At 63.7% G+C, this 26,540-nt stretch carries 23 protein-coding genes; 11 read left to right on the top strand and 12 right to left on the bottom strand.

Annotated features, from left to right (window positions below):
* The first annotated feature begins 41 nt into the window (after positions 1–41).
* Both M2S36_RS01585 and M2S36_RS01580 read left to right on the top strand, forming a co-directional pair.
* A complete protein-coding gene (locus tag M2S36_RS01585; RefSeq protein WP_135002720.1) occupies positions 42–1,784 on the top strand; it encodes an autotransporter assembly complex protein TamA in 1,743 nt (580 codons plus the stop codon).
* Positions 1,781–5,455, top strand: coding sequence for a translocation/assembly module TamB domain-containing protein (locus tag M2S36_RS01580; RefSeq protein ID WP_333956595.1), 3,675 nt, complete (start codon positions 1,781–1,783; stop codon positions 5,453–5,455). The genes M2S36_RS01585 and M2S36_RS01580 overlap by 4 nt, the downstream gene beginning before the upstream one ends.
* A gap of 18 nt (positions 5,456–5,473) precedes the next feature.
* Here the strand turns inward: M2S36_RS01580 and M2S36_RS01575 are convergent, their stop codons facing one another.
* From M2S36_RS01575 to M2S36_RS01560, 4 genes are all read right to left on the bottom strand, one after another.
* A complete protein-coding gene (locus tag M2S36_RS01575; RefSeq protein ID WP_233687412.1) occupies positions 5,474–6,028 on the bottom strand; it encodes a DUF2589 domain-containing protein in 555 nt (184 codons plus the stop codon).
* A 70-nt stretch (positions 6,029–6,098) separates the two neighbouring features.
* Positions 6,099–6,800, bottom strand: coding sequence for a DUF2589 domain-containing protein (locus M2S36_RS01570; protein ID WP_333956594.1), 702 nt, complete (start codon positions 6,798–6,800; stop codon positions 6,099–6,101).
* A 61-nt stretch (positions 6,801–6,861) separates the two neighbouring features.
* Complete coding sequence (locus tag M2S36_RS01565; RefSeq protein WP_063914843.1) at positions 6,862–7,242, bottom strand: Mor transcription activator family protein; 381 nt, start codon at positions 7,240–7,242, stop codon at positions 6,862–6,864.
* Positions 7,243–7,493: 251 nt separating this feature from the next.
* Complete coding sequence (locus M2S36_RS01560; RefSeq protein WP_207835013.1) at positions 7,494–7,952, bottom strand: hypothetical protein; 459 nt, start codon at positions 7,950–7,952, stop codon at positions 7,494–7,496.
* Positions 7,953–8,103: 151 nt separating this feature from the next.
* Between M2S36_RS01560 and M2S36_RS01555 the strand changes: the two genes are divergently transcribed.
* Positions 8,104–8,292 carry a hypothetical protein gene (locus M2S36_RS01555; RefSeq protein WP_003248064.1) on the top strand — a complete coding sequence of 63 codons (189 nt, stop codon included), beginning with the start codon at positions 8,104–8,106 and terminating at the stop codon, positions 8,290–8,292.
* Between the two features lie 36 nt (positions 8,293–8,328).
* Here the strand turns inward: M2S36_RS01555 and M2S36_RS01550 are convergent, their stop codons facing one another.
* Positions 8,329–8,703 carry a fe2+ zn2+ uptake regulation protein gene (locus M2S36_RS01550; RefSeq protein ID WP_333956587.1) on the bottom strand — a complete coding sequence of 125 codons (375 nt, stop codon included), beginning with the start codon at positions 8,701–8,703 and terminating at the stop codon, positions 8,329–8,331.
* Between the two features lie 198 nt (positions 8,704–8,901).
* Here M2S36_RS01550 and pvdQ point away from each other — a divergent pair, with 198 nt between their 5' ends.
* Positions 8,902–11,214, top strand: coding sequence for a bifunctional acylase PvdQ (gene pvdQ / locus M2S36_RS01545; RefSeq protein WP_333956586.1), 2,313 nt, complete (start codon positions 8,902–8,904; stop codon positions 11,212–11,214).
* 51 nt (positions 11,215–11,265) lie between these two features.
* Here pvdQ and M2S36_RS01540 read toward each other — a convergent pair whose 3' ends face one another.
* Both M2S36_RS01540 and M2S36_RS01535 read right to left on the bottom strand, forming a co-directional pair.
* Positions 11,266–11,988, bottom strand: a complete 723-nt coding sequence (locus M2S36_RS01540; RefSeq protein ID WP_207835006.1) for a UDP-2,3-diacylglucosamine diphosphatase — start codon at positions 11,986–11,988, stop codon at positions 11,266–11,268.
* Complete coding sequence (locus tag M2S36_RS01535; RefSeq protein WP_087500592.1) at positions 11,985–12,485, bottom strand: peptidylprolyl isomerase; 501 nt, start codon at positions 12,483–12,485, stop codon at positions 11,985–11,987. The genes M2S36_RS01540 and M2S36_RS01535 overlap by 4 nt, the downstream gene beginning before the upstream one ends.
* Positions 12,486–12,733: 248 nt before the next feature.
* On the opposite strand from M2S36_RS01535, the gene M2S36_RS01530 reads away from it, so the two are divergent.
* Positions 12,734–14,437, top strand: a complete 1,704-nt coding sequence (locus tag M2S36_RS01530; protein WP_087500591.1) for a glutamine--tRNA ligase/YqeY domain fusion protein — start codon at positions 12,734–12,736, stop codon at positions 14,435–14,437.
* Between the two features lie 9 nt (positions 14,438–14,446).
* On the top strand, positions 14,447–15,829 hold the full coding sequence (cysS, locus tag M2S36_RS01525; RefSeq protein WP_112253490.1) for a cysteine--tRNA ligase: 1,383 nt from the start codon (positions 14,447–14,449) through the stop codon (positions 15,827–15,829).
* A 36-nt stretch (positions 15,830–15,865) separates the two neighbouring features.
* On the opposite strand, the gene M2S36_RS01520 is transcribed toward cysS, so the two are convergent.
* From M2S36_RS01520 to csiR, 3 genes are all read right to left on the bottom strand, one after another.
* On the bottom strand, positions 15,866–17,257 hold the full coding sequence (locus M2S36_RS01520) for a sensor histidine kinase (protein ID WP_207835002.1): 1,392 nt from the start codon (positions 17,255–17,257) through the stop codon (positions 15,866–15,868).
* The gene (locus M2S36_RS01515; protein ID WP_025338946.1) at positions 17,235–17,915 is read right to left on the bottom strand and encodes a response regulator transcription factor; all 681 of its coding nucleotides are present in this window, start codon (positions 17,913–17,915) and stop codon (positions 17,235–17,237) included. Before M2S36_RS01515 ends, M2S36_RS01520 begins: the two co-directional genes overlap by 23 nt.
* A 200-nt stretch (positions 17,916–18,115) precedes the next feature.
* On the bottom strand, positions 18,116–18,811 hold the full coding sequence (csiR, locus tag M2S36_RS01510) for a DNA-binding transcriptional regulator CsiR (RefSeq protein WP_063914834.1): 696 nt from the start codon (positions 18,809–18,811) through the stop codon (positions 18,116–18,118).
* A 197-nt stretch (positions 18,812–19,008) separates the two neighbouring features.
* Between csiR and glaH the strand changes: the two genes are divergently transcribed.
* The 5 genes from glaH (at position 19,009) to hemB (ending at position 25,056) form a co-directional block, all read left to right on the top strand.
* The gene (gene glaH / locus M2S36_RS01505) at positions 19,009–19,986 is read left to right on the top strand and encodes a glutarate dioxygenase GlaH (RefSeq protein WP_013972903.1); all 978 of its coding nucleotides are present in this window, start codon (positions 19,009–19,011) and stop codon (positions 19,984–19,986) included.
* A gap of 114 nt (positions 19,987–20,100) precedes the next feature.
* Complete coding sequence (gene lhgO, locus M2S36_RS01500) at positions 20,101–21,351, top strand: L-2-hydroxyglutarate oxidase (RefSeq protein ID WP_207834993.1); 1,251 nt, start codon at positions 20,101–20,103, stop codon at positions 21,349–21,351.
* 151 nt (positions 21,352–21,502) lie between these two features.
* Positions 21,503–22,894 (top strand): GABA permease, encoded by a 1,392-nt coding sequence (gene gabP / locus M2S36_RS01495; RefSeq protein ID WP_063914831.1) that lies wholly within the window; start codon positions 21,503–21,505, stop codon positions 22,892–22,894.
* 86 nt (positions 22,895–22,980) lie between these two features.
* Positions 22,981–23,874, top strand: a complete 894-nt coding sequence (locus tag M2S36_RS01490) for a PA4780 family RIO1-like protein kinase (RefSeq protein ID WP_063914830.1) — start codon at positions 22,981–22,983, stop codon at positions 23,872–23,874.
* Between the two features lie 207 nt (positions 23,875–24,081).
* Complete coding sequence (hemB, locus tag M2S36_RS01485; RefSeq protein WP_013972900.1) at positions 24,082–25,056, top strand: porphobilinogen synthase; 975 nt, start codon at positions 24,082–24,084, stop codon at positions 25,054–25,056.
* 52 nt (positions 25,057–25,108) lie between these two features.
* Here the strand turns inward: hemB and M2S36_RS01480 are convergent, their stop codons facing one another.
* On the bottom strand, positions 25,109–25,810 hold the full coding sequence (locus tag M2S36_RS01480) for a YoaK family protein (RefSeq protein ID WP_333956584.1): 702 nt from the start codon (positions 25,808–25,810) through the stop codon (positions 25,109–25,111).
* Positions 25,811–25,819: 9 nt separating this feature from the next.
* Positions 25,820–26,449: a riboflavin synthase subunit alpha gene (locus tag M2S36_RS01475; RefSeq protein ID WP_207834989.1), complete on the bottom strand. Its 630-nt coding sequence runs from the start codon at positions 26,447–26,449 to the stop codon at positions 25,820–25,822.
* Between the last annotated feature and the right edge of the window lie 91 nt (positions 26,450–26,540).

Genomic DNA, 26,540 nt, shown 5'->3' with positions numbered 1-26,540 from the left:
GGCGGCTCCCTTGAGCGCCCGGCTCTGGTAGCATGCGCCGCATGACGTATTCAGGAAGATTGACCTGGGGCCTGGTTATCTGGGTCGCCAGTTTCGCAGCATGGGGCCAGAGTGAGTTGCTGGTGAAGGTCAAACCGGCCAACAAGGCGCTCAAGGCCAATGTCGAAGGCTATATCGGTACCCTTGGCGACCGCGATGAAGAAGCGCTGCTGCGCTTCAGTCGCGGCGCCCAGGAGCAGGCGCGCAAAGCTGCGCAGGCACTTGGCTACTACCAGGCGCAGATCGATACCGAGGTCAAGCCCGCCAGCGAGGCTGACCGTTCCCCGCAACTGATCATCACCATCGACCCCGGCGAGCCCATTCGCCTGCGCAACGTGACCGTGCGCATCGAAGGCCCCGCCAGCGAGATGAAGGCCTTTCGCGTGCCCGACAGCAAGGCCCTGCGCGCGGGCGAACAACTCAACCACGGCCATTACGAAGATGCCAAGCGGCTGATCCAGAACCAGGCGTCGCGCTATGGCTTCTTCAGTGGGCGCTTCAGCCGCCAGCGTCTGGCGGTCGACCCCCAGGCCGGGGTGGCCGATATCGAACTGGTCTACCAGAGCGGCCCGCGCTATCACCTGGGCGCCGTCACCTTTGGTGGCGACACACCGCTGGACGACGACCTGTTGCAACGCATGGTCTCGTTCAAGCCGGGTACACCTTACGACTCGGAACTGATCGCCGAGCTGAACAATGACCTGCAATCGAGCGGCTACTTCGAAGGCGTGCGCGTGGATGCGGCGCCCACCGCCGCCGTGGGCGAAGAAATCCCCGTGGATGTCCGCCTGGAAACCCGCAAGCCGCGCACCATGGGCCTGGGCCTGGGCTTCTCGACCGACGTCGGGCCACGCGGCAAGGCCAACTGGACCCGCCACTGGGTCAACCCGCAGGGCCATAGCTACGGCTGGGAAACCGAACTGTCGGCGCCACGGCAGAACGTCGGTCTTTGGTACGACATTCCCCTCGACCCACCGCTGACCGACAAGTTGCGCTTTGCCGGCGGCTACCAGAACGAAGAAATTGCCGGCACCGATACCCTCAGCAAACTGCTGACGGTGGGCCCCGAGTGGCACAGCAAGCTGGCCAGCGGCTGGCAGCGGGTGATTTCCCTCAAGTACCAGCGCGAGGAATACCGCCTGGGTGATGACTCCGGGTTGAGCAACCTGCTGATGCCGGGTGTGAGTTTCTCCTTCCTGCGCAGTGACAACCGCATCGACCCACATAACGGTTACCGCCTGCAGTTCGATGTGCAGGCGGCCAAGGAAGGGCTGGTCTCGGACACCAACCTGCTGCATGGCAACGTGCTGCTCAAGGGCCTGACCACCCTTGGCCATGACCACCGCCTGCTTGGCCGGGTGCAGTTCGGTGGCAGCGCGACCAATGGCTTCAAGAACAACATTCCGCCCTCGCTGCGCTTCTTCGCCGGTGGCGACCAGAGCGTGCGCGGCTACGACTACCAGACCCTGTCGCCGAAGAACAGCGACGGTGACCGCATTGGCGGGCGCTACCTGGTGGCCGGCAGTGTCGAGTACCAGTATTCGTTGACCGAAAAGTGGCGGCTGGCAACCTTCGTCGACCAGGGCAACTCGTTCAACGACCTGGAACTGCCAAGCCTCAAGACCGGTGTCGGTTTTGGCGTGCGCTGGGTGTCGCCAGTCGGGCCGCTGCGCCTGGACCTGGCCAAGGCGCTGGATGATGAAGGGGGAATTCGCCTGCACTTTTCCATGGGGCCTGAGTTGTGAAACGCGTGATCAAGTACATTCTGCCGGGCCTGCTCGGGGTCGTTGCGAGCCTGGGCCTGGCACTCGGCCTGCTGCTGGGGACCGAGGCTGGCAGCCGCTGGGTGCTGGGTAAGGTGCCCGGGCTTGAGGTCGCTGACTTCCAGGGCCGCCTGGCAGGTAGCTGGCAAGCCAGCCGGCTGAGCTGGGCCGATGGTGGCAGCACGGTAGAGGTGCAGGCACCGCTGCTGGCCTGGTCACCGGCATGCCTGTTGCGCTCTGCCTTGTGCATTGACCAATTGCAGGCGCAGCGTATCGACATGGCCTTTGCGCCCGGCGCCGAGTCAGCCGACAGTGGCCCGCTGCAGTTGCCGGCCCTGCACTTGCCGCTGGACATCGAACTGGGTGAGGTCAAGGTTGGCCAGTTGCGCCTGGATGGCAGTGACCTGCTTGGCGACTTGCAACTGGCGGCGCACTGGACCAGCACCGGGCTGCGCATCGACAGCCTGCACCTGCAGCGTGACGCCCTGCAATTGAACCTGCAGGGCGACCTGCAGCCCGAAGCTGACTGGCCGGTGCAACTCCAGGCGCAGCTGCAACTGCCTGCGGTAGACGGCAAACCCTGGCAGCTGGCGCTGACCGCCACTGGTGAGTTACAGAAAACCCTGAAGCTTGCCGGCGCCAGTAGCGGTTACCTTGACGCCACGTTGAGCGGGCAATTGCAGGCGTTGGCCGAGCACCTGCCGGCGACCTTGCAGATCCGCTCCGAGGCATTCAAGCCGGTTGGCTCGTTGCCCGATACCGTGCAGTTCAACCAGCTCAAGCTCGATGCCAGTGGTGACCTGCTCAAGGGCTATCAACTGTCGGGGGCGGCCAGCCTGCCGGCCGAGCAGTCGCCGATCGCCCTGCTGTTGTCCGGGCTGGTCGACAGCAAAGGCGTCAGGCTCGATGCCCTGGACCTGAATGCCAGCGATACCCAGCGGGTCAAGTTGCAGGCCACGGCTGACTGGCAGCAAGGCCTGGTCGCCGATGCCCGACTGGACTGGCAGGACTTCCCGTGGCTGCGGCTGTATCCACTGGAGGCGCCGCCCGAGGTCACGCTCAAGCGCCTCGGGGCCCAGGTGCATTATCGCGATGGCAACTACCAGGGCACCTTCAATGGCGACCTGATCGGCCCGGCCGGCGCGTTCAGCCTGGCCAGCCCGTTCGAGGGTGACCTGAGCCAGGTGAAGCTGCCGCAATTGGCGCTGACCGCCGGGCAAGGCAAGGCTGCCGGCAGTGTCGCCGTGCGTTTTGCCGACAACCTGGCATGGGATGTCGACCTGCAGCTGTCGGCGCTCGACCCGGCCTTTTGGCTGGCCGAGCTGCCGGGTACCCTGGCGGGGCCGCTGCGCAGCAAAGGCGAAATGAAAGGCGACGCCGTGAGCCTCGATGCCCAGCTTGACCTGAAAGGCCGTTTGCGCGGCCAGCCGGCAATGCTCAAGGTGCAGGCCCAAGGGGCAGGGCAGAGCTGGACCTTGGGCGCCTTGGCAGTCCAGTTGGGTGATAACCGTATCAATGGCAGTGGCAGCCTGCAGCAGCGCCTGGCCGGGCGGCTCGACCTCGACCTGCCGCGCCTGGGCCAGTTGTGGCCAGGGTTGCAGGGCCAGGTCAAGGGCCGGCTGGACGTTGCCGGCACCTTGCAGGCCCCGCAAGGTACGCTGACCCTGCAGGGCCTGCGGCTGGCACAGGCGGAAAACCGCCTGCAGCAGCTGGACCTGGATGCCCGCCTGGACAACGCCCAGCGCGGCGTGATCGAGCTCAAGGCCAGCGCCATTCACCTGGGTGACACGGCATTGGGCACCTTGCAGGCCAACGGCAAAGGCGACATTCGCCAGCAAGCGCTGACCCTGGCGCTGGACGGCCCGCAACTCAAGCTCGACCTCGGCCTGGATGGCCAGTTGAACAAGGGTGACTGGCGTGGGCGCCTGGCCAGTGGACGGGTCCAGGCCGGCGGCCAGGACTGGCAATTGCAGGCACCGGCGCGCCTGCAGCGGCTGGCCAGCGGGCAACTGGACTTTGCTGCGCACTGCTGGCGCTCCGGCCAGGCCAGCTTGTGTGGTGAAGACCAGCGCCTGGCCCCCGAGCCACGCTTGCGTTACCACCTCAAGCAGTTTCCGCTGGACAGCCTGGCCCAGTGGCTGCCGAAGGACTTTGCCTGGCTGGGCCTGCTCAATGCCGACATCAATCTGGACATCCCGGCCAGCGGTCCCAAGGGCAGCATCGTCGTCGACGCCAGTGGCGGTACCCTGCGCGTGCGTGACAAGGACCGCTGGCTCGACTTCCCGTACCAGGCCCTGCGCCTGGATAGCACCCTGGCGCCGCGGCGCATCGATACCCGGCTGGCGTTCCGCGGCGAGCGCCTGGGCGAGCTGAACGTCAACACCCGCCTCGACCCACTGGGCAAGAACAAGCCACTGTCGGGTGATTTCCGCCTGGCCGGCCTTGACCTGTCAGTGGCGCGTCCGTTCGTGCCGATGGTCGAGCGCCTTGCCGGGCAGCTCAATGGCAGTGGCCGGCTGTCGGGCACCTTGCTGGCCCCGCAGGTCAACGGCAACCTGATGCTCAGCGGCGGCGAAGTCAGTGGCGCCGAGCTGCCGGTCAGTCTCGAGGACTTGTCATTGCAGGCATTGATTGCTGGCGAGCAGGTACAGCTCAATGGCAGCTGGCGCAGTGGCGAGGCGGGGCGTGGCCAGTTGAGTGGTAACCTCACCTGGGGCCAGGCACTGGGCATGGACCTGCGTCTGCAGGGCCAGCAACTGCCTGTCACGGTCGAGCCCTATGCGACGCTGGAGGTCGCCCCCGACCTGACCTTGCGCCTGATCGATGACAAGCTGGCGGTGACCGGCAAGGTCCAGGTGCCCAAGGGCACGATCACCGTGCGCGAGCTGCCACCCTCCACTGTCAAGGTCTCGGATGACACGGTGATCGTCGGCCACCAGACCGAAGAGGGCAAGCCACCCATGGCGATGGCCATGGACATCGATGTCGAAGTGGGCCGCGACAAGCTTTCGTTCAGTGGCTTTGGCCTCAAGGCCAACCTGCTCGGCCATGTGCACATCGGCGACAACCTCGATACCCGTGGCGAGCTGAGCCTGGCCGACGGCCGCTACCGTGCCTACGGCCAGCGCCTGACCATCCGCCGTGCGCGGCTGCTGTTCGCAGGCCCGATCGACCAGCCCTACCTGGACATTGAGGCGATCCGCAAGGTCGACGACGTGATTGCCGGTATCCGCCTGAGCGGCAGTGCCGAACAGCCCACCAGCAAAGTGTTCTCCGAGCCGGCCATGAGCCAGGAGCAGGCGCTGTCGTACCTGGTATTGGGACGGCCGCTGGGCGCCTCCGGCGAAGACAACAACATGCTCGCCGAGGCGGCCTTGGGCCTGGGGCTGGCGGGTAGCGCCGGCATCACCGGCAGCCTGGCCTCGAACCTGGGCATCGACGACTTCCAGCTGGACACCGAAGGTTCGGGCAATACCACCAGCGTGGTCGCCAGCGGCAACCTTACCGAGAAACTGAGCCTGCGCTACGGGGTAGGGGTGTTCGAGCCCGCAAACACCATTGCGTTGCGCTACAAGCTGAGCAAGAAAGTGTACCTTGAGGCCGCCAGCGGGCTGGCCAGCTCACTGGACATCTTCTACAAGCGTGACTTCTGAGCCGGTGCGGGGCGGCCATCAGCGGACGGTGGCCGCCTCGATGAATTCATTGGTATCGGGCGAGGGCGGCGGGCTGGGGGCACGTACCGGGACGATCATGCTGGTGTATTCCTCGATCAGCCGGTTGAGGGCTTCTGGTGGTTCGCTGGCCTGGAACTGCATGCGGATCTGCACTTCATCAGGGTCACGGCTGTCGCCCTGACGGCCTTGGCCGCCAATGGTGACCTTGAAGCTCGCGGCCTTGTTTTCGCCCTCGGTCAGCACAGCCTGTTGTGCTTCGGTGCCTTTGACCCTTACCGACAGGTCGACCTGCATGCGTTCAAGGGCCAGGCCCTTGGGCGACACCAGCGCGAACAGCGGCACGCGCATGATGTGTTGGCCGTCCATGGCCACCTCGACCATCTTGGCTTTCATCGGGGCGCCCAACGCCTCGGTGTCGCAGTCGAAGAACTGGTCGAACAGGTTGATGTACTGCTGCGCGATCAGGCTGTTGGTAGCGCTGGCGGCTTCCTGCAGGCCGCGGGTGATTTCGCGCAGGTCGATGGAGGTCATGGGGGCGGGGGCTTTGTCCATTCACTTGCTTCCTCTGTGCCGATGGTGCCCCCATTCACATAATGGGGGCTGCTTTGCAGGTGGCAGCAGTTCAAGGTATTTCGGCTCCGGCATCAGCACCAACACCAGCACCAACATCAGCACCAACATCAGCACCAGCGCTCGCACCGACCGATTTGCCATTCAGGGTGTCAGCCTGCGAGATTTCGTCGGGGCTTTTCAGGGCTGCCGTCTTGACCACGGTCGGTTTGGTGGCCGCGTCTGTAAGGAATTCGATCACCCGCATCATCGCCTCAGGCGGTTCCTGGCGTTTGAGCGTGGTGTTGAAGGCATAGCGGGCGCGGGTGTCGGTCTTGCGGGTTTGCGTGGACTTGTGGCTGATGCTGCCCTTGACATTCAGCCGGAACGGTCCCCAGCCCAGTGAACCGGTCGCGGTTGCACTCATGTCCTTGGTGGATACGTCTTCCGACATCTGATTGATGGTCAATTCGAACTCGACATTACCCTCTTCGATGGCGATGTTCGGGTGGGTGATGGCCGCCACCAGCGGCACTTTCATGGTCTTGCTGACCACGCCCTTGTACTCGCCTTGTTCGTCGACGATGGTTTCGTCGTAGTCGAACTGGATGGCAACGGCCTTGCCATCCTGGACGCACACTTGCATCAGGAAGTCAGCGTACGACTTGCTTGCGGTGACCTGCGCCTGGACCATGGCCTGCAGGGGGCCTGCGATCATGCGGTCCATCGGCAGGGCATTGATTACGGAGCCGATGAGGCTGTTATCGATCGACATATCGGGATGCTCTTTCTAGTGGGGTAAGGTGGCCGTCAATGGCGGCCACGATGCTTGGGCTTCAGCGAGCGCAAGGTTCCTGGCGACGGATGTTGCCGATCTGGCGCAGGCTCAGGCCGTACTTGTCGGCCAGCAGGCTGCGGGACAAGCCGCTGGCGCTTTCCTTCTGGATCTGCAGGTTGCGCAACTGGCGCAGGAAGTGGTCAGCCTTGGGGATTTCCAGGGCCACACCGGCAAAGCGCTTGATCAGCGCGTCGAGCGCTTCGGCCGGCAGCACGTCGGCAAGCTTGGTGCGCTCGCGGTGCTTGGGGATGTACTTGGGCCTGCCGCCGTAGGCGCAGGTCAGCTGGTAGGCGTTGTCGATGCCGATGCAGTCGATCAGGGCCTGCAGCGAGTGGGGCAGTTGGCTGATATCGATGTGGCTCAAGTCTGGCAATTGCATATGGCGCTCCTTCGGGGCGGATGGGCTGTGCTACCCGATCACCAGCGGCGTTATGTCGAAGGTGTGACTGGATTTTCTGTGACAGCCGAGGCGCGTCGCTAGGCGGCATATGGGTTGGGGGTTGTAGCTTCAGCGAACAGGTTTTGCAGGCAGCGATATCCGGCGTTGTAGGACATGGCTTCAACATTTGGATGTGGCGAGTGATTTCCCATCTGGTTTCTCCCTGTGTTGCGTACTGGGTCTGGTAACCCTCATTCGCACGGATAGCTGCTCAGCAGACTGGCGCTGCGCAGATAGGCCTGTGGCGTGTCGCGCATGCCTTGTGGCAACGTGCGCCAATCGACCAGCAGGCACAGCGCATGCAGCGGCTGCCCGCCACGCCGGCCGATGATCTGGTCGGCAAAGCTGCGGCGGTACAGTGCCTGGGTCTGGTGCAGCGCTTGTACCTGGTCGGCCCGGGCCAGGGTTTGCATGGCCAGTTCGGGTAGTTGCGCCGGCGGTGCGCTGAAATGCAGCGGAGCACCCTGCGCCTGCAGATAACCCGCCTGGCGCACGCGCTGCCAGAGTTGTTGCCATTGGCTGGCACCGGCATGGGCAGCCAGTTCGCGGCCCAGTTCGAGCAGTTGCTCGGCCGGGACCTGGTGGGTGTCCAGTGCATGAAGGGAAAAGGGTGTCAGAAACAGCGATGTGAACAGCAGGGGTTTGTACATGGTGCCTCCGGCATGAGTGCTTGGGAGCCCCATGCTTTCAGGCAGTCGCCGCCCCACCCAGCAGGAAATGCAGCGCCGGGGCTGGTGGCCGTTGTATCATTGGCGCGGCTCGTTGCGAGCCATTTGCCCCTGATGTTGCAAGGAACCTTCGATGACACACGTGCAGCGCCTCAAATATTCTCTTCTGATCATCCTGGTGGTACTGGGCCTGATGCTGGGCCTGTCCCACCTGCAGAAGCAGGGCACGATCAGTGAGCAGACCTTCCAGATGCTGGCCATCGCCATCGCCGTGGTGGTCGTGGTGATCAACGGCATTCTGCGGCGCAAGGTCAAGCCTTGAGCCTGGCGGGCCGGCCAGTCATGGCCGGCCATGCGCTCAGCGCGAAGGCGTTTGCTCCAGCACGGCGCGCGCCTGGGGGTTGAGGCTGTAGCATTTGTCGCTGCCCAGCTGGATGACGCCCTCGGCGCACAGCCGCTTGAGCACTTCGCGCACGCTGAGGAACGACAGCGGGATGTCCAGCTGTTCCAGTTGCGCGTGCACGCCGCGCACGCCAATGCTGCGGCCATTGCGGTCGGCGGCGTGCAAGGCATCGATGACCTTCAGGCGGATCAGGCTGGTGCGCAGGCCGAAGCTGCGCAATAGTTCGCGGATATGTTCGTTGCCGATGCGTTCGTCAGCAAATACGCCCTGTCCCTTGGGTGCTTTGCCTGGGACGCGCCCAGCCTGGATCGAGGTTTGCGGGTTGTACATGTGAATGCTCCTTTTCGTGGACGAACCCGAAATATGGGTGCCTCACTGACTAGGACGAATGAGAACGGAAAAACTGCAGCCCACTCGCAAAAAAAAAATTGCCTGGTTCTGTTCAAGACGTTCCATTGCCTTGTAGTACGTAAAATTTTCACCTGGCCATTCGTCTGATCGGGATGACCCCGAAGCCGAGGAGTGCCCGTGTTTCCACTTTCCCGTCCCATGACTTGCGCTGGCCTGGCCGCAGCCCTGATAGCCTTCAGCGTCGGTGCAGCGCCGGCGCAGTCCGCCGCAGCCGATGCCAGTGCGCAGATTCGCCGAACCAGTTACGGAGTGCCGCACATCGTGGCCAAGGACGAGCGTGGCCTGGGCTACGGCATCGGCTACGCCTACGCCCAGGACAACCTGTGCCTGCTGGCCAATGAAGTGCTGACCGTGAGCGGCGAGCGCTCACGCTACTTCGGTGCCAAGGGCAAGACCCTGGAGCAGCGTGACAACCTGGCCAGTGATGTGTTCTTCACCTGGCTCAACACGCCGGCGGCAGTCGATGCGTTCTTGCAGGCGCAGCCGGTGCCGGTACAGGCACTGCTGGCAGGCTATGCCAGCGGCTACAACCGGGCGCTGGTCGAGCGCCGCAGCCAAGGGTTGCCCGCCGAATGTGGCAACGGCGAGTGGCTGCGGCCGATCAGCAGCGAGGACCTGGTCAAACTGACTCGTCGGCTGCTGGCTGAAGGCGGTGTCGGGCAGTTCGTCGAAGCGCTGGCGGGGGCGCAACCGCCAACACTGGCCAGCCAGCAAGCGCCGACAGGGTTTGCCACGGCGCTGGCCCGGCAGCAACGCTTTGCCACGGAACGCGGTAGCAATGCAGTGGCCGTCGGGGCGCAGCGTTCGGCTAATGGTCGCGGCCTGTTGCTGGCCAACCCGCACTTCCCATGGATGGGCGGCCTGCGCTTTTACCAGATGCAACTGACCATTCCCGGCCAGCTCGATGTGATGGGGGCGGCATTGCCGGGCCTGCCAGTGGTCAACATCGGTTTCAACCAGCATCTGGCCTGGACGCACACCGTCGATACGTCGAAGCACTTTACCCTGTACCGCCTGCAACTAGACCCCAAGGACCCGACCCGCTACCTGCTTGATGGCAAATCGCTTCCGCTGACCCGGCAAACCGTCAGCGTTGCGGTCAAGGCAGAGGATGGCGGCCTGAGCCAGGTACAGCGCCAGGTCTACAGCTCGCAGTTCGGCCCAGTGGTGCAATGGCCAGGGCGCCTGGACTGGGATGCACATGTGGCCTACAGCCTGCGCGACGCCAACCTCGAAAATACCCGGGTGTTGCAGCAGTGGTACCAGATCAACCGTGCCGATAGCCTGGTGACGTTGAAAGGCTCTATCGAACAACTGCAAGGCATTCCCTGGGTCAACACGCTGGCGGTGGACCAGGCTGGCAAGGCCCTGTACCTGAACCAGTCAGTAGTGCCTTATGTGGATCAGCAACTGCTGGGCGCATGCAGCAACCCGCAGGCGCAAGGGCGCCTGGTGATACTGGATGGTTCACGCAGCGCATGCCAGTGGAAGGTCGATGCGCAGGCCGCGCAGCCGGGGATCTTCCCGGCACGGCTGCTGCCGAGCCTGGAGCGCGAAGATTTCGTGCAGAACTCCAACGACCCGGCCTGGATGGCCAACCCGGCGCAGCCGCTGACCGGTTATTCGCCGCTGGTCAGCCGCAGTGACCAGCCGCTGGGCATGCGTGGCCGCTTTGCCCTGCAACGCCTGCAGGGTCAGGCCCGGTTGGGCGTTGACGACCTGCTGCGCATGGTGACCGATGACGAGGTCTACCTGGCCAGCCTGGTACTGCCTGACCTGCTGCATTGGTGCAAGGGCGCCGATGCGGATGTGCGTGCCGTATGCAGTAGCCTGGCGGCCTGGAATGGCAAGGCTGACCTGGACAGTGGCATTGGCCTGGTGCACTTCCAGAACCTGTTCGATGCCCTGGCCGAGCACCCGGAAAGCTGGCGGGTGGCCTTCGACCCGGCCGATCCGCAGCACACCCCGCGTGGGCTGGCGGTCGAGCAGGCGGCCGTGCGCAAGCTGCTGCACCAGGCCGCGCTGGCTTCGCTCAAGCAGGTGAGTGACAGCGGCATAGCGGGGGAGGCGCGTTGGGGGCAGGTGCAACAGTCGAGCGATGGCACGCCGGTGCCGGGTGGCCCGCAGGCATTGGGTGTGTACAACGCGATCTACAGTGTGCCGCAAGGGCAGGGCAAGCGGCTGGTGGTCAGTGGTACCAGCTACCTGCAGCTGGTCAGCTTTACCGACAAGGGGCCAGAGGCCCGTGGATTGCTGGCGTTTTCCCAGTCGAGTGAAGCGGCTTCGGTGCATGCCAGTGACCAGACCAGGGCGTTTGCGGCCAGGCAACTGGCGGTGATTCCGTTTACCGAGGCGCAGATCAAGGCTGATCCCGAGTACCGGGAAGTGGTGATCAGTGAGCGGGACAAGGGGGCGGTGGTCCAGCAGTAAGGCATACCGGCCTCTTCGCGGGCACGCCCGCGAAGAAGGCGACTCGGTCGGTCAGGAAAACTCGAACGGCGCCAGCTGAAACCCTTGCTCGTCAACCTGCAAGGCCCAGCCCCGGCGGTCCCAGTCGCCCAGCACGATACGCCGTGCCGGTTGCCCGTCGACCACCAGCTTGTGTATCGCCGGCCGATGGGTATGCCCATGCACCAAGGTGCGCACACCATGCGCCGCCATCACCTTCGGTACTTCCTCCGGCGTGACATCGACAATTTCGGTGGACTTCATCCGCGTTTGCGTGCGGCTTTCGCTGCGCAGCTTGCGTGCCAGCTTGTAGCGGGCCGACAGCGGCAGGTGCCGCAACAGCCACAGGCTCAGCGGGTTGCGCAGCAGACGGCGCATTTTCATGTAGGCCAGGTCGCGGGTGCACAAGGTATCGCCATGCATCAGCAGCACCTGTTCACCGCCCAGTTCGATCACGCTGGGGTCGTGCAGCAACGTGCAGCCGGCAGCGTCGCAAAAGGCCTGGCCAATCAGGAAGTCACGATTGCCGTGCATCAGGTAGATGGCCGTGCCGCTGTCGCTCAGCCGACGCATGGCGTGGCAGACCGACTGCTGGAAGGGTGTCATGGCATCGTCACCGATCCAGGCTTCGAAGAAGTCGCCAAGGATGTACAACGCCTGGGCGTGGCGGGCACGGCCATCGAGCAGATCAAGAAACGCCCGGGTAATGTCCGGGCGTTCTTCTTGCAGGTGCAGATCGGAGATCAGCAGGATCACTCAATGATCTCGGCTTTCTCGATGACCACGTCGTCTTTTGGCACGTCCTGGTGGCCAGCCTTGGAGCCAGTGGCGACTTTTTCGATGGCGTCGACGATTTCACGGCCTTCGATCACTTCGCCGAATACCGCATAGCCCCAGCCCTGCACGTTCTTGCCGCTGTGGTTGAGGAAGTCGTTGTCGGACGAGTTGATGAAGAACTGCGCCGAGGCGGAGTGCGGCTCCATGGTGCGGGCCATGGCGATGCTGTACTTCTTGTTCTTCAGGCCGTTGTCGGCTTCGTTCTGGATGCTGGCGCGGGTTTTCTTCTGGCTCATGCCAGGCTCGAAGCCGCCGCCCTGGATCATGAAGCCCTTGATCACGCGGTGGAACACGGTGCCGTTGTAGTGGCCGTCCTTGACGTACTGAACGAAGTTTTCGGTAGTCAGCGGCGCTTTCTCGGCGTCCAGTTGCAGGACGATGTCGCCGTGGTTGGTGCTCAGTTTGACTTTGGACATGCTGAAACTCGCTCTTTCAAGGCAATCGGGAATTAGGGTGCGCAGGGCGCGGGTTATCACCTGACGCAGGATCAGGCGATCGCGACACATGGCGCGCACTGGCCATTTTGCCAGGCTGCGGCAAAAAGCCGTGATAAATCACGCCAGTTTGTCCGGGCCCGGCTGTCAGCAGCTTGACTGCTTCGGCTATGATAGGCCCTTTGATTCAATCGGCCTACCCAGGCCGGACACGTGCATTCAAGGATCCTATGAGCAAGCCCACTGCCGACAACGCGCCCAACGCCGCTGCCAAAGGCGCCCCCGCTGTCCCTGCGAACTTCCTGCGGCCGATCATCCAGGCCGACCTGGACTCGGGCAAGCACAGCAGCATCGTCACCCGTTTCCCGCCGGAGCCCAATGGCTACCTGCATATCGGTCACGCCAAGTCGATCTGCGTCAACTTCGGCCTGGCCAAGGAATTCGGGGGCGTTTGCCACCTGCGTTTCGACGATACCAACCCGGCCAAGGAAGACCAGGAGTACATCGACGCCATCCAGAGCGATGTCAAGTGGCTGGGCTTCGACTGGGCCGGCGACGTGCGCTACGCCTCCGACTACTTCGACCAGCTGCACGATTGGGCGGTCGAGCTGATCAAGCGTGGCAAGGCCTACGTTTGCGACCTTACCCCTGAGCAAGCCAAGGAATACCGTGGCAATCTCAAGGAACCGGGCAAGAACAGCCCGTTCCGCGAGCGCAGCGTTGAAGAGAACCTCGACCTGTTCGCCCGCATGAAGGCTGGCGAGTTCAAGGACGGCGAGCGCGTGCTGCGGGCCAAGATCGACATGGCCTCGCCGAACATGAACCTGCGCGACCCGATCCTGTACCGCATCCGCCATGCCCACCACCACCAGACCGGTGACAAGTGGTGCATCTACCCCAACTACGACTTTACCCACGGCCAGTCGGACGCGATCGAGGGCATCACCCACTCGATCTGCACCCTGGAGTTCGAAGGGCATCGTCCGCTGTACGACTGGTTCCTCGACAACCTGCCGGTGCCGGCTCACCCGCGCCAGTACGAGTTCAGCCGCCTGAACCTGAACTACACCATCACATCCAAGCGCAAGCTCAAGCAGCTGGTTGACGAAAAGCACGTCGAAGGCTGGGACGACCCGCGCATGTCCACCCTGTCCGGCTTCCGTCGCCGTGGCTACACCCCGGCCTCGATTCGTAACTTCTGCGAAATGATCGGCACCAACCGTTCCGACGGCGTGGTCGACATGTCGATGCTCGAGTTCAGCATCCGTGACGACCTGGACCGCACCGCGCCGCGCGCCATGTGCGTGCTGCGCCCGCTGAAAGTGGTCATCACCAACTATCCGGAAGGCCAGGTCGAGCAGCTCGAACTGCCGCGCCACCCGAAGGAAGACATGGGCGTGCGCGTGCTGCCGTTCTCCCGTGAGCTGTACATCGACCGCGACGATTTCATGGAAGAGCCGCCGAAGGGCTACAAGCGCCTGGAGCCGGCCGGTGAAGTGCGCCTGCGCGGCAGCTACGTGATCCGCGCCGACGAGGCGATCAAGGATGCCGACGGCAACATCGTCGAGCTGCGTTGCTCGTACGACCCGGACACGCTGGGCAAGAACCCGGAAGGCCGCAAGGTCAAGGGCGTGATCCACTGGGTGCCGGCCGAGGGCAGCGTCGAGTGCGAAGTGCGCCTGTACGACCGTCTGTTCCGCTCGCCGAACCCGGAAAAGACCGAGGAGGGCGGCAGCTTCCTGGACAACATCAACCCAGGTTCGCTGCAAGTGCTCAGCGGCTGCCGTGCCGAGCCGTCGTTGGCCCAGGCGCAGCCCGAGGACCGCTTCCAGTTCGAACGCGAAGGCTACTTCTGCGCCGACCTGAAAGACAGCCAGCCGGGGCGCCCGGTGTTCAACCGCACTGTCACCCTGCGTGACTCCTGGGGCAGCTGAGGAACCGCCGTGCTTACCATCTACAACACGCTGAGCAAAGCGAAGGAAGTCTTCAAGCCGCTGGATGGCAACAAGGTGCGCATGTACGTGTGCGGCATGACCGTATACGACTACTGCCACCTGGGCCATGGCCGCAGCATGGTGGCCTTCGACCTGGTCACCCGCTGGCTGCGCAAGAGCGGCTATGAGCTGACCTACGTGCGTAACATCACCGACATCGATGACAAGATCATCAACCGGGCCAACGAGAACGGCGAGAGCTTCGACGCCTTGACCGCCCGCATGATCGACGCGATGCACGAAGACGAGCGCCGCCTGAACATCCTGCCGCCGGACCAGGAGCCGCGTGCCACCGACCATATCGCCGGCATGCACGCAATGATCCAGACCCTGATCGACAAGGGTTACGCCTACGCCCCGGGCAATGGCGACGTGTACTACCGCGTCGGCAAGTTCGTCGGCTACGGCAAGCTCTCGCGCAAGAAGATCGAAGACCTGCGCATCGGTGCCCGTATCGAGGTCGACGAAGCCAAGCAGGACCCGCTGGACTTCGTGCTGTGGAAGGGCGTCAAGCCGGGCGAGCCGAGCTGGGAATCGCCATGGGGCCCGGGGCGTCCGGGCTGGCACATCGAGTGCTCGGTGATGTCCACCTGCTGCCTGGGTGAAAGCTTCGACATCCACGGTGGCGGTAGTGACCTGGAGTTCCCGCACCACGAGAACGAGATTGCCCAGAGCGAGGCGGCCACCGGCAAGCAGTACGCCAATGCCTGGATGCACTGCGGCATGATCCGTATCAATGGCGAGAAGATGTCCAAGTCGTTGAACAACTTCTTCACCATCCGCGACGTGCTCGAAAAGTATCACCCGGAAGTGGTGCGTTACCTGCTGGTGGCCAGCCACTACCGCAGCGCAATCAACTACTCGGAAGACAGCCTGCGTGATGCCAAGGGCGCACTGGAGCGCTTCTACCACGCCTTGCGCGGCTTGCCGCGGGTGGCGGCCAAGGGTGGCGAAGAGTTTGTCGAGCGCTTCAGCGTGGCCATGAACGACGACTTCGGCACCCCCGAAGCCTGCGCCGTGCTGTTCGACCTGGTGCGCGAGATCAACCGCCTGCGCGACAGCGACGTGGAGGCCGCTGCCGGCCTTGCCGGTCGCCTGCGCGAGCTGGGTGATGTGCTGGGTGTGCTGCAGCTGGAAGCCGATGACTTCCTGCGTGCTGGTGCCGAAGGCAAGGTGGATGCCGCTGAGGTCGAGGGCTTGATCCAGGCGCGCCTGCAGGCGCGTGCGGACAAGAACTGGGCCGAGTCCGACCGTATTCGCGACCAGCTGACCGCCATGGGTGTGGTGCTGGAAGACAGCAAGGGTGGGACTACCTGGCGTCTGGCTGACTGATCGGCTTCAAGGGGGGCCGCTTTGCGGCCCCGGCTTTTATTTGGCCAGTCCAGCCAATGGGCAATGTAGAACCAACCTGGCCCCACCCAATTCGCTTTCCCCCACCTCCAGCCCGAACCCATGCAGGTCGACGATCGCCGCAACGATCGACAACCCCAGCCCGAACCCCGCATGGCGGTGGCCTTCATCGCTACGGTAGAAGCGCTTCAGCACTGCCGCACGTTCCTCTTGCGGAATACCCGGCCCGCTGTCCTCGATGGCCAGGTGCAGGCCCTTGTCATCCTGGGTGGCAGCAATCCGCACCCGCCCACCCTCAGGCGTGAACTTGATGCCGTTGCCCACCAGGTTGGCCAGCGCCTCGAACAGCAGTTCGCGATCACCGTGCAATGCTGGCAGTTCAGCTGGCTGCTGCAGCTCCAGGCGAATGCCGCCATCTTCGGCCAACGGCAGGTAAAAGTCGTGCAACTCCACCAGCAGTTCGTGCGGGTCAAGCTGGACGAAACCGGCTCGACGCTGGCGGTCTTCCAGTTCACTGATGCGCAACAACCCGCGAAAACGCGCCATCAGGGTGTCGGTTTCGCCGATGGCCTGGTCCAGCGCCTCTGCCTGGGTGGAGTCGACGTCACTTTGCTGGCGAATGCGGTACAGCTGGGCGCGCAGGCGAGTGAGCGGGGTGCGCAGGTCGTGGGCGATGTTGTCGCACACGCCCTTGACCTCATGCATCAGCCGCTCGATGCGGTCGAGCATGGCGTTGACGATGGCCGCCAGCATGTCCAGCTCGTCACGCCGGGCCGACAGCGGCAGGCGGTGGGTAAGGTCACCGGCGACGATCAGTTCGGCCTGGGCCTGGATCGCGCGGATGCGCTTGAGCGGCCGGCGCCTTAGCAGGTACCAGCCGGCAAACCCCGGGATCAGGGTCAGCGAGATCCCCCAGAGCAGGGCATGCAGGATGATCCGGGTGACCACGAACAGCGAGCCGTTGTCGCGCACCAGCACCAGCCAGCGGCCATCCTGCACCTTGATCGCCACCGCGTCGCAGCTGTCACGCGGCATGTGCGGGTCGTCGGCGTCCAGGCAGCGCTTGAGTTCGTGAACCTTGCCGTCCAGCCCCAGCTCTGGCGGGACAGCACGAATGCGCCCGCCGATCGGGTTGAGCTGGTTGTCGAACAGGCCATAGGCGTCGAAGCTGCGTTCTTCGAAGGCCTGGCTGGCAACCAGGGCGTCGTCCAGCTGCTTGCCGCTCATGTGTGCGAACAGGTGCTGGCGCTGCAGCATGGAATGGCGGGTGAGTTTGTTCAGGTAGCTGGACACCTCGAAGTACAGCACCCCCATGAGGATGCTGCTCCAGGCCACGAACAGAAAGCTGTACAGCGCCAGCAGGCGGCTGGTCGAGGAGCTCCAGCCCTTAGACGGGTTCAGCAATGGCATAGCCGGAGCCCCGTACCGTACGGATCAGCGGCGACTGGCCGGGTGAGTCGATTTTCTTGCGCAGACGGCCGATGTGCACGTCGATCAGGTTGGTGCCCGGGTCGAAGTGGTAGCCCCAGACTTCCTCGAAAATCATCATCCGCGTGATCACCTGGCCGCTATGGCGCATCAGGTACTCCAGCAGCTTGTACTCGGTGGGCAGCAGGTTGAGGGTTTGTTCGCCGCGGCGGGCTTCGTGGCTGATCAGGTCCAGTTGCAGGTCGGCGACCTGCAGGCGGGTCTGGGTCATGGGCACGCTGTTGCGGCGCAGCAGTACTTCGACTCGTGCGGCCATCTCGTCGGAGGCGAACGGCTTGGTCAGGTAGTCGTCACCCCCGGCACGCAGGCCGCGTACCCGCTCGTCGACATCGGAGAGGGCGCTGATCATAAGGATCGGTGTGGCGATCTTGAGGCTGCGCAGGGTGGTAACGATGGTCAGCCCATCGACCTCGGGCAGCATGCGGTCGAGGGTGATCAGGTCGTAGCCGCCGGCAATGGCCTTGGCCAGGCCTTCACGGCCATTGTCGGCCCAATCCACCTCCAGGCCGTGGCTGGTAAGTTCGGCGACGATTTCCTGGCCGGTGACGGCGTCGTCTTCGATGGTCAGTACGCGAGGCATGCTGGTTTCCGGGCATCTAATGGAGACTTGATTGTGCCAAAGAATAGCCAAACGGCGATTTAAGAAAAATTCATCTAGCGTCTTTGGCCTGCACTGGCCTCTTGGCCGGTAAACCCGCTCCCACAGGTGCAGCGTCGCCCCCAAGAGCGGTGACATCCCTGTGGGAGCGGGTTTACCCGCGAAGCAGGCGCCGTGGTGTTTCAGCGTGCGCCAATCCCTTCGGCATGCATGATCTGCGCAATGATCGGCACCGGGGTCATCAGGTGCGAACGCATCATGGCACTGGCGCGCTTGGCGTCCCGGGCCAGAATCACTTCGACCAGTGCTGCATGCTCCTGGCGCTTGAGCTCCAGCGCCTGTTCGGAAAACACCGTCTGGGTCAGCCACAGGTGCCGGTAGCGCTCGGCCTGGTCGAACAGGTAGGTGCGCGCCTGCAGCAGGTGCTTGGAGCCGCAGCCCGAGGCAATGGCAGTGTGAAACGCCTTGTGCCGTTCGTCCCACACATCCAGGCGCTGCTCGCGGGTCTTCACTTCCACCACCTTGGCCAGGGTATGCGAGTGGGCCAGTACCGACGCCTCCCAGGCGTCGTCGCCACGCTCGATGGCCAGGGTGATGATCATCGCCTCCAGGTTGGCGCGGGCATCGTAGATGTCGTTCATCTCGTCCAGCGACATGGGCGCCACGCGGTAGCCCTTCTGGCTGATCGCGTTGACCAGGTGCTCGGCCACCAGCTGCGACAGCGCTTCGCGCAGCGGGCCCACGCCCAGGTCGTAGCGGTCCTTCAGGGTGCTCATCAACAGCTTTTCTCCGGGCTTGAACACGCCGCGGATGATGTCCTTCTTGAGCCTCTCATACCCGCTGAATGCTGAGTTTTGTCGGGGGGCGAGCGCTTCCAAGATCCTGTTCCTCAAACGGTTTTGTCGATCATACCGAAAGCGTTCGCTGGCGAAAAACAATGGACAAACAAACGTTTTGTCGTCGAACAACAAAAATGTAGACATTTTCAGTTTGTGGCGATATTTTTACCTCGCCCGCACTGATCCAGCTCATGCCCGGACGGCGCCACCCCACTTTTTTCTGCCAGGACACTGCCATGAACGCTTTTACGCAGATCGACGAACTTGTGATGCCACTGCCGCTCGAACCGCGTGGTTACACCATCGCCCCCTCGAAACAGTCGCCGCGCCTGCTTGAACTCACCTTTGCCCGCGAAACGGTCGAAGCGTTCGTCCAGGCCGTTGCCCAGTGGCCGGTGCAGGCGTTGGAGTACAAGTCGTTCCTGCGCTTCCGGGTTGGCGAGATCCTCGACGAGCTGTGCCAGGGCACCCTGCGGCCGGTGCTGCTCAATACCATCCTCAATCGCGCCAGCGGCGGCATGCTGATCACCCCGGTCGGCCTGGATGACGTGAGCCAGGCCGAGGACATGGTCAAGTTCACCACCGCCTGCGCACACCTGATCGGCCGCTCCAACTACGACGCCATGAGCGGCCAGTTCTATGCCCGCTTCGTGGTGGTCAACACCGACAACTCCGATAGCTACCTGCGTCAGCCGCACCGGGTCATGGAGTTGCACAACGATGGCACCTTCGTCAACCAGATCACCGACTACGTGCTGATGCTGAAGATCGACGAAAAGAACATGGAAGGCGGCAACTCGCTGCTGCTGCACCTGGACGACTGGGAGCAGTGCGACGAATTCTTCCGCCACCCGCTGGCCCGTCGGGAAATGCGCTGGACCGCACCACCGAGCAAGAAGGTGTCCGAGGATGTGTTCCACTCGGTGTTCGACACCGATGCCGAAGGCCGTCCGACCATGCGCTACATCGACCAGTTCGTGCAGCCGGAGAACTACGAGGAGGGCATCTGGCTGAACGCCTTGTCCGAATCGCTCGAAGGCAGCGAGAAGAAGCTGTCGGTACCGGTGGGCGTGGGAAGCTTCCTGCTGATCAACAATCTGTTCTGGCTGCATGGCCGCGACCGCTTTACGCCGCACGAAGGCCTGCGCCGCGAGCTGATGCGCCAGCGCGGCTACGTCGCCTTCCCCAAACCGCTGTACCAGCGCGGGCAATAATGACAGGGCGCGGGGCGGGCGCCCGCCCACGCGCCTTTGCACAAAACGATGCCACCATGACCCGTGCGGGCCATGGTGAGCCAGTCAGGCAATGCCTGCGTGTGAGGTAAGGCTGTGTACGATTTCATCATCATTGGCGGTGGCATTGTGGGCATGTCCACGGCCATGCACCTGATCAAGGTCTACCCGGACGCGAAGATTCTCCTGCTGGAGAAAGAGTCCGGCCCGGCCCGCCACCAGACCGGCCACAACAGCGGCGTGATCCACGCCGGCGTGTATTACACCCCCGGCAGCCTCAAGGCGCGCTTCTGCCTGGAAGGCAACAAGGCCACCAAGGCCTTCTGCACCCGGCACGGCATCCGCTTCGATGAGTGCGGCAAGCTGCTGGTGGCCACCAACGACCTGGAAATGCAGCGCATGAAAGCGCTGTGGGAGCGCACCGCGGCCAATGGCCTGGAGCGCTACTGGCTGTCGGCGGCCGAACTGCGCGAGCGCGAGCCCAATATCGTCGGCATGGGCGGCATATTCGTGCCCTCCAGCGGCATCGTCAATTACGCCGAAGTGACTGCGGCCATGGGCGCCGAGTTCCAGCGCGCCGGCGGCGAAATCCGTTACGGCGCCGAGGTGGTCGGCCTGCAGGAACTGGCCAGCGAAGTGATCGTGCGCACGCAGGGTGACGAATTGCGCAGCCGTTTCCTGGTGACCTGCTCGGGCCTGATGGCCGACCGGGTGGTGAGCATGCTGGGCTTGCGTACCGAGTTCGTCATCTGCCCGTTCCGCGGCGAGTACTACCTGCTGCCCAAACAGCACAACCAGATCGTCAACCACCTGATCTACCCGATTCCCGACCCGTCCATGCCGTTCCTGGGCGTGCACCTGACGCGCATGATCGACGGCACCGTCACCGTTGGCCCCAACGCCGTGCTGGCGATGAAGCGTGAGGGTTATCGCAAGAGCGACATCAGCCCCAGCGACCTGTTCCAGACCCTGACCACCCCCGGCATTCTCAAGGTGCTGGCGAAGAACTTCCGCCCGGGCCTGATCGAGATGAAGAACTCGCTGTTCAAGGGCGGCTACCTCAAGCAGGTACAGAAGTACTGCCCGAGCATCACCAAGGCCGATCTCACGCCTTACCCGGCCGGCGTGCGTGCCCAGGCCGTGTCGCGTGACGGCAAGCTGATCGACGACTTCCTGTTCGTCAACACTGCGCGCAGCGTCAATGTGTGCAACGCGCCGTCGCCGGCCGCCACCTCCGCCATCCCGATCGGTGCCTACATCGTCGACAAGGTCTGTGAGCAGGTTGCCCGCCAGGGCAGCGGGTTCCCCAAGGCCGACCTGGCGCCCCGGCAGCGGGCTGCCGGCTGACATAGCGGTAATACGTTCTGCGGTTTCGTTTTACTCAACCCGTACTGCCCTACTCACCATCTAGGGCAGGGCGGGCTTTTTCGCGCCTGCGTCGGTGACGTGCAAGCCGGCGGCCCCCGCGTGGGCATGACAAAAACAACAAGGTAGCGCCATGCAAACCCACAAGAACAATTTGAGTCATGGATTGAAATCACGGCATGTCACCATGCTGTCCATTGCCGGCGTGATCGGTGCCGGCCTGTTCGTCGGCTCCGGCCGTGCGATTGCCGAAGCAGGGCCCGCCACCATCCTGGCCTATATCCTGGCCGGCGCACTGGTGGTGCTGGTGATGCGCATGCTGGCCGAAATGGCCGTTGCCTCGCCGGACACCGGTTCGTTCTCTACCTATGCCGACCTCGCCATTGGCAAGTGGGCCGGCTACACCATCGGCTGGCTGTACTGGTGGTTCTGGGTACTGATCATCCCCATCGAGGCCAATATCGCCGCCACCATCATCAATTCCTGGGTCCCGCAGATGGAGATCTGGGTATTGTCGCTGGTGATTACCCTGTTGCTGACCGCCACCAACCTGTTCAGCGTGAAGAACTACGGTGAGTTCGAGTTCTGGCTGGCGTTGGTGAAGGTGGTGGCCATCGTCGGTTTCATCGCGCTGGGAGTGTGCGCCATCTTTGGCCTGCTGCCAGGCTCCGGTGTCAGCGGTGTGTCGCGCCTGTGGGATAGCGGCGGTTTCATGCCCAATGGTTTTGGTGCCGTGCTGAGCGCCATGCTGATTACCATGTTCTCGTTCCTCGGGGCCGAGGTGGTGACCATCGCCGCGGCCGAATCCGACGAAGCAGGCAAGCATATTTCCAAGGCCACCAACTCGGTGATCTGGCGGATCACCCTGTTCTACATCCTGTCGATCTTCATTGTCATCGCGCTGGTACCGTGGACCGACCCGCGCCTGGCCACCGAAGGCTCGTATGTCACGGTGCTGGACACCCTCGGGGTACCGAATGCCAAGGCCATCATCGACTTCGTGGTGCTGACCTCGGTGACCAGCTGCCTCAACTCCTCGCTGTACACCGCCTCGCGCATGGTCTATTCGCTGAGCCGCCGCGGTGACGCCCCTGCCTGCGCCCAGGTGACCAGCCGCAGTGGCACGCCGGTGGTGGCGGTGCTGCTGTCTACCGGTGCGGCGTTCCTGGCGGTGATCGCCAATTACCTGGTGCCGGCCAAGGTGTTCGGCTTCCTCATGGCAAGCTCCGGCGCCATTGCCTTGCTGGTGTACCTGGTGATCGCCGTTTCCCAGCTGCGCCTGCGCCAGCGCCTGACCGCACAGGGCAAGACGTTGGGCTACCGCATGTGGCTGTTCCCGTGGCTGACCTGGGGCGTGATCCTGTTCATCAGCGGTGTGCTGGTGCTGATGCTGTTCCGTCCGGACCACCGCCTGGAAGTGGTATCGACCATGGTGCTGGCGGTGCTGGTGGTGTGTTCCGGGCTGCTGGTGACACGGCGTCGGGCGCGCGGTGTGGCGGTTGGCAGTGTAGGGCAGGGCGCCTGAGTCGTTCGCCCTGAAGACAGACGAGCAAGTCGCATCAGGCTGTGAGAGGATGTCCGCAACACAGCCAGGACCCCGAACGCAGCCTGATGAAGACACCGAAAAGAATCGAACCCCTGATCGAAGACGGCCTGGTCGATGAAGTACTGCGGCCATTGATGAGTGGCAAGGAAGCCGCCGTGTATGTGGTGCGCTGCGGCAGCCAGGTACGCTGCGCCAAGGTCTATAAAGAAGCCAACAAGCGCAGTTTCCGCCAGGCCGCCGAGTACCAGGAGGGCCGCAAGGTGCGCAACAGCCGCCAGGCCCGGGCCATGGCCAAGGGCAGCAAATACGGCCGCAAGGAAGCCGAAGACGCCTGGCAGAATGCCGAAGTGGCGGCGCTGTTCCGCCTGGCCGGTGCCGGCGTGAGGGTGCCCAAGCCCTATGACTTCCAGGACGGCGTGCTGTTGATGGAGTTGGTGACCGATGCCGACGGTGACGCGGCCCCTCGCCTGAACGACGTGCACCTCGACGCCGAGGATGCCCGGGCGTTCCATGCTTTCGTGATTCGCCAGATCGTACTGATGCTGTGTGCCGGACTGGTGCATGGCGACCTGTCGGAGTTCAACGTGCTGCTTGGCCCGGACGGGCCGGTGATCATCGACTTGCCGCAGGCTGTGGACGCAGCGGCCAACAACCATGCCTTCAGCATGCTGCAGCGCGATGTGGCCAACATGGCCCACTATTTCGGGCGCTTTGCGCCGGAGCTGAAAAGTACCCGGTATGCGCAGGAAATGTGGGCCTTGTACGAGGCGGGCGAACTGCGCCCGGACAGCCCGCTGACGGGGCTGTTCGAGGATGACGAGCAGGCGGCTGACGTGGCCGGGGTGATGCGCGAGATCGATGCGGCGCGGCTGGATGATGCGCGCCGGCGTGCCGCGCGGGTCGAGGCCGAGCATGGGGTGGCCAGGGCAGAGGAGCCTGCGCCGCCCTGGCTGCAGTAACAGGTTGCTTGCAGTGGCCTCTTCGCGGGTAAACCCGCTCCTGCAAGTGCAGCGCGAATTCTGTGGGAGCGGGTTTACCCGCGAAGAGGCCGGCCCAGGAAAAATGCAGCCATTGCCTTTGACGCAAGACAATATCTCGTCATCTGGCCTTTTCACTGGCGCGAGACAGGCATAAGGTATACGCCGTTCAAATTCCCTGGAGCTGTCATGTCCAACCAATTCCCGTCCGTTCGTCCACGCCGCCTGCGCCAGAACGAGTCCCTGCGCACGATCTTCCAGGAAACCGAGTTCCGCCTTGAAGACCTGATCCTGCCGATCTTCGTCGAAGAGGGCATCGATGACTTCGTGCCGATCACCAGCATGCCGGGCGTCAACCGCATCCCCGAGAAGCTGCTGGCCCAGGAAATCGAGCGCTATGCCCGCGCCGGTATCAAGTCGGTAATGACCTTTGGCGTTTCGCACAACCTGGACGCCGTTGGCAGCGACACCTGGAACGAAAACGGCCTGGTCGCGCGCATGTCGCGCATCTGCAAGGACACCGTGCCGGAAATGGTGGTGATGTCCGACACCTGCTTCTGCGAATACACCAGCCACGGCCACTGCGGTGTGTTGCACGACCATGGCGTGGACAACGACGCCACCCTGGCCAACCTGGGCAAGCAGGCAGTCATCGCCGCCGCTGCCGGTGCCGACTTCATTGCCCCGTCGGCGGCGATGGACGGCCAGGTCCAGGCCATTCGCAGCGCGCTGGATGGTGCCGGTTTCCACGATACCGCGATCATGGCCTATTCCACCAAGTTTGCCTCGTCGCTGTATGGCCCGTTCCGTGAAGCCGGTGGTACCGCGCTGAAGGGCGACCGCAAGAGCTACCAGATGAACCCGATGAACCGCCGCGAAGCCGTGCGTGAGTCGCTGCTCGACGAGCAGGAAGGGGCGGATGTGCTGATGGTCAAGCCGGCCGGTGCCTACCTCGACGTGATCGCCGATATCCGCGCAGCATCGCGCCTGCCGCTGGCGGCCTATCAGGTGAGCGGCGAGTACGCGATGATCAAGTTCGGCGGCCTGGCTGGCGCCATCGATGAAGGCCGGGTGGTGCGTGAAAGCATTGGCGCGATCAAGCGTGCCGGTGCCGACCTGATCCTCACCTACTTCGCCATGGACCTGGCCCGCGAAGGCATCTGATTTCAGTGCGCGCCGCTTTCGCGGCGCATCGCCAACCAGCTTCCACAGGTGATCAGCGCGGCATGTAACCGCGCTGCCAGGCGCCCGGGATGAACCGCGACACCATGGCCAGTACGCAGGCCAGTGCGCAGCTGCCGGTCAGTGCCAGCAGGCCCAGGTGGTGTTGCAGCCAGGCACCCAGCGCGGCACCCAGCAGCATGCCGGCCCAAGGCACCAGTTGCACCCGCCAGCCATTGCGCCGCTCGCCCAGCAGCCAGCGCCCCAGGCCACGACCGAAGCGCGACAGGGCACCGGTGACGTAGGTCAGGCCGATAGGCAGGCCATTCACCTGTTCGACCACGGCATTGATCATGCCCATGGCCAGTGTGGCCGCGAGCAACGCCGGAAAAGTGACCGCCAAGGGCCATGTCGCCGCGAAGGCCAGCAGGGCGGCGACCACCAGCAGCACCGGCCAGGCCCGACGGCGGAAGCCGCGCGCCAGCAGCACGCCCAGGGCGTTGCCAGCGACGAAGCCCAGCACCGCAGCACTCAGGCGCAGCACCAGGGCCAGGTCCGCCTCGCTGATGGCGACGGCCAGGCGGGTGGTATTGCCACTCATGAACGATACGAAGTCGCCCAGGGCCAGCAGGCCAATGGCATCGGTCATGCCGGCCAGCACCGACAGGCCGGCGACCAGGCCAAGGCCGACACGACCACGCAGAATTTGCAGGCGCAGCCGTTTGGCTGTGCGTGCGGGGAGGGCGGTAGGCAGCATGGGCGGGTCTCAGGGCAGCAGTTTTTCGCGGGCCAGGGTGCCTTTGATGGTGCGCTCCACCACATCGACCAGGACCATGGTCTGGTGGTCCACTTCGATATTGAGCAGCTCGCCGGCCTTGTAGCTGGCGAAGGTAGTCTGGCGCAGGGTTTCCGGGATCAGGTTGATGGTGATCACGTTGTCCTCGACATCGGCGACGGTCAGGCTGCAGCCGTTTACCCCGATGAAACCGCGCGGGAACACGTACTTGCCCCATTGCGGTGGCATGCGGAACTTGATGAAGGCACCGGTTTCCTTGATCGACAGCTCGACGATTTCGGCGGTGGTGGCGATGTGGCCGGCCATCAGGTGGCCACCGACTTCGGCGTTCATCTTCGCCGAGCGTTCAATGTTGACGCCCTGGCCGGCCTTGAAGTTGCGCAGGTTGGTGCGCTCGAGGGTGGCGGTCATGGCGTCGAACCTGACCTGGGTGCCGTCGATTTCGGTGACCGACAGGCAGGTGCCCTCGACACTGACGCTGGCGCCGATCTTCAGCTCGTCGAGCAGTTCCGGGGTGAGGTCGATGGTGAACTGGTTGTGGCCCGGGTAGGTGGTCACATCAAGCAGAGGGCGGACGGCCTGGACGATGCCGGTGTACATGGAGTTGCTCCTGGGCACAGTAAAGAAAACTCCCGAACGCTATGCCCGTGGAGCGGTAAAAGCAAGCCGGCCTTGGTCTGGATACTTGAAA

The sequence above is a fragment of the Pseudomonas sp. SF2 genome (genome assembly GCF_036858055.1).
In the GTDB taxonomy this organism is placed as follows: domain Bacteria; phylum Pseudomonadota; class Gammaproteobacteria; order Pseudomonadales; family Pseudomonadaceae; genus Aquipseudomonas.
This window is presented reverse-complemented; position numbering and strand designations above follow the sequence as displayed.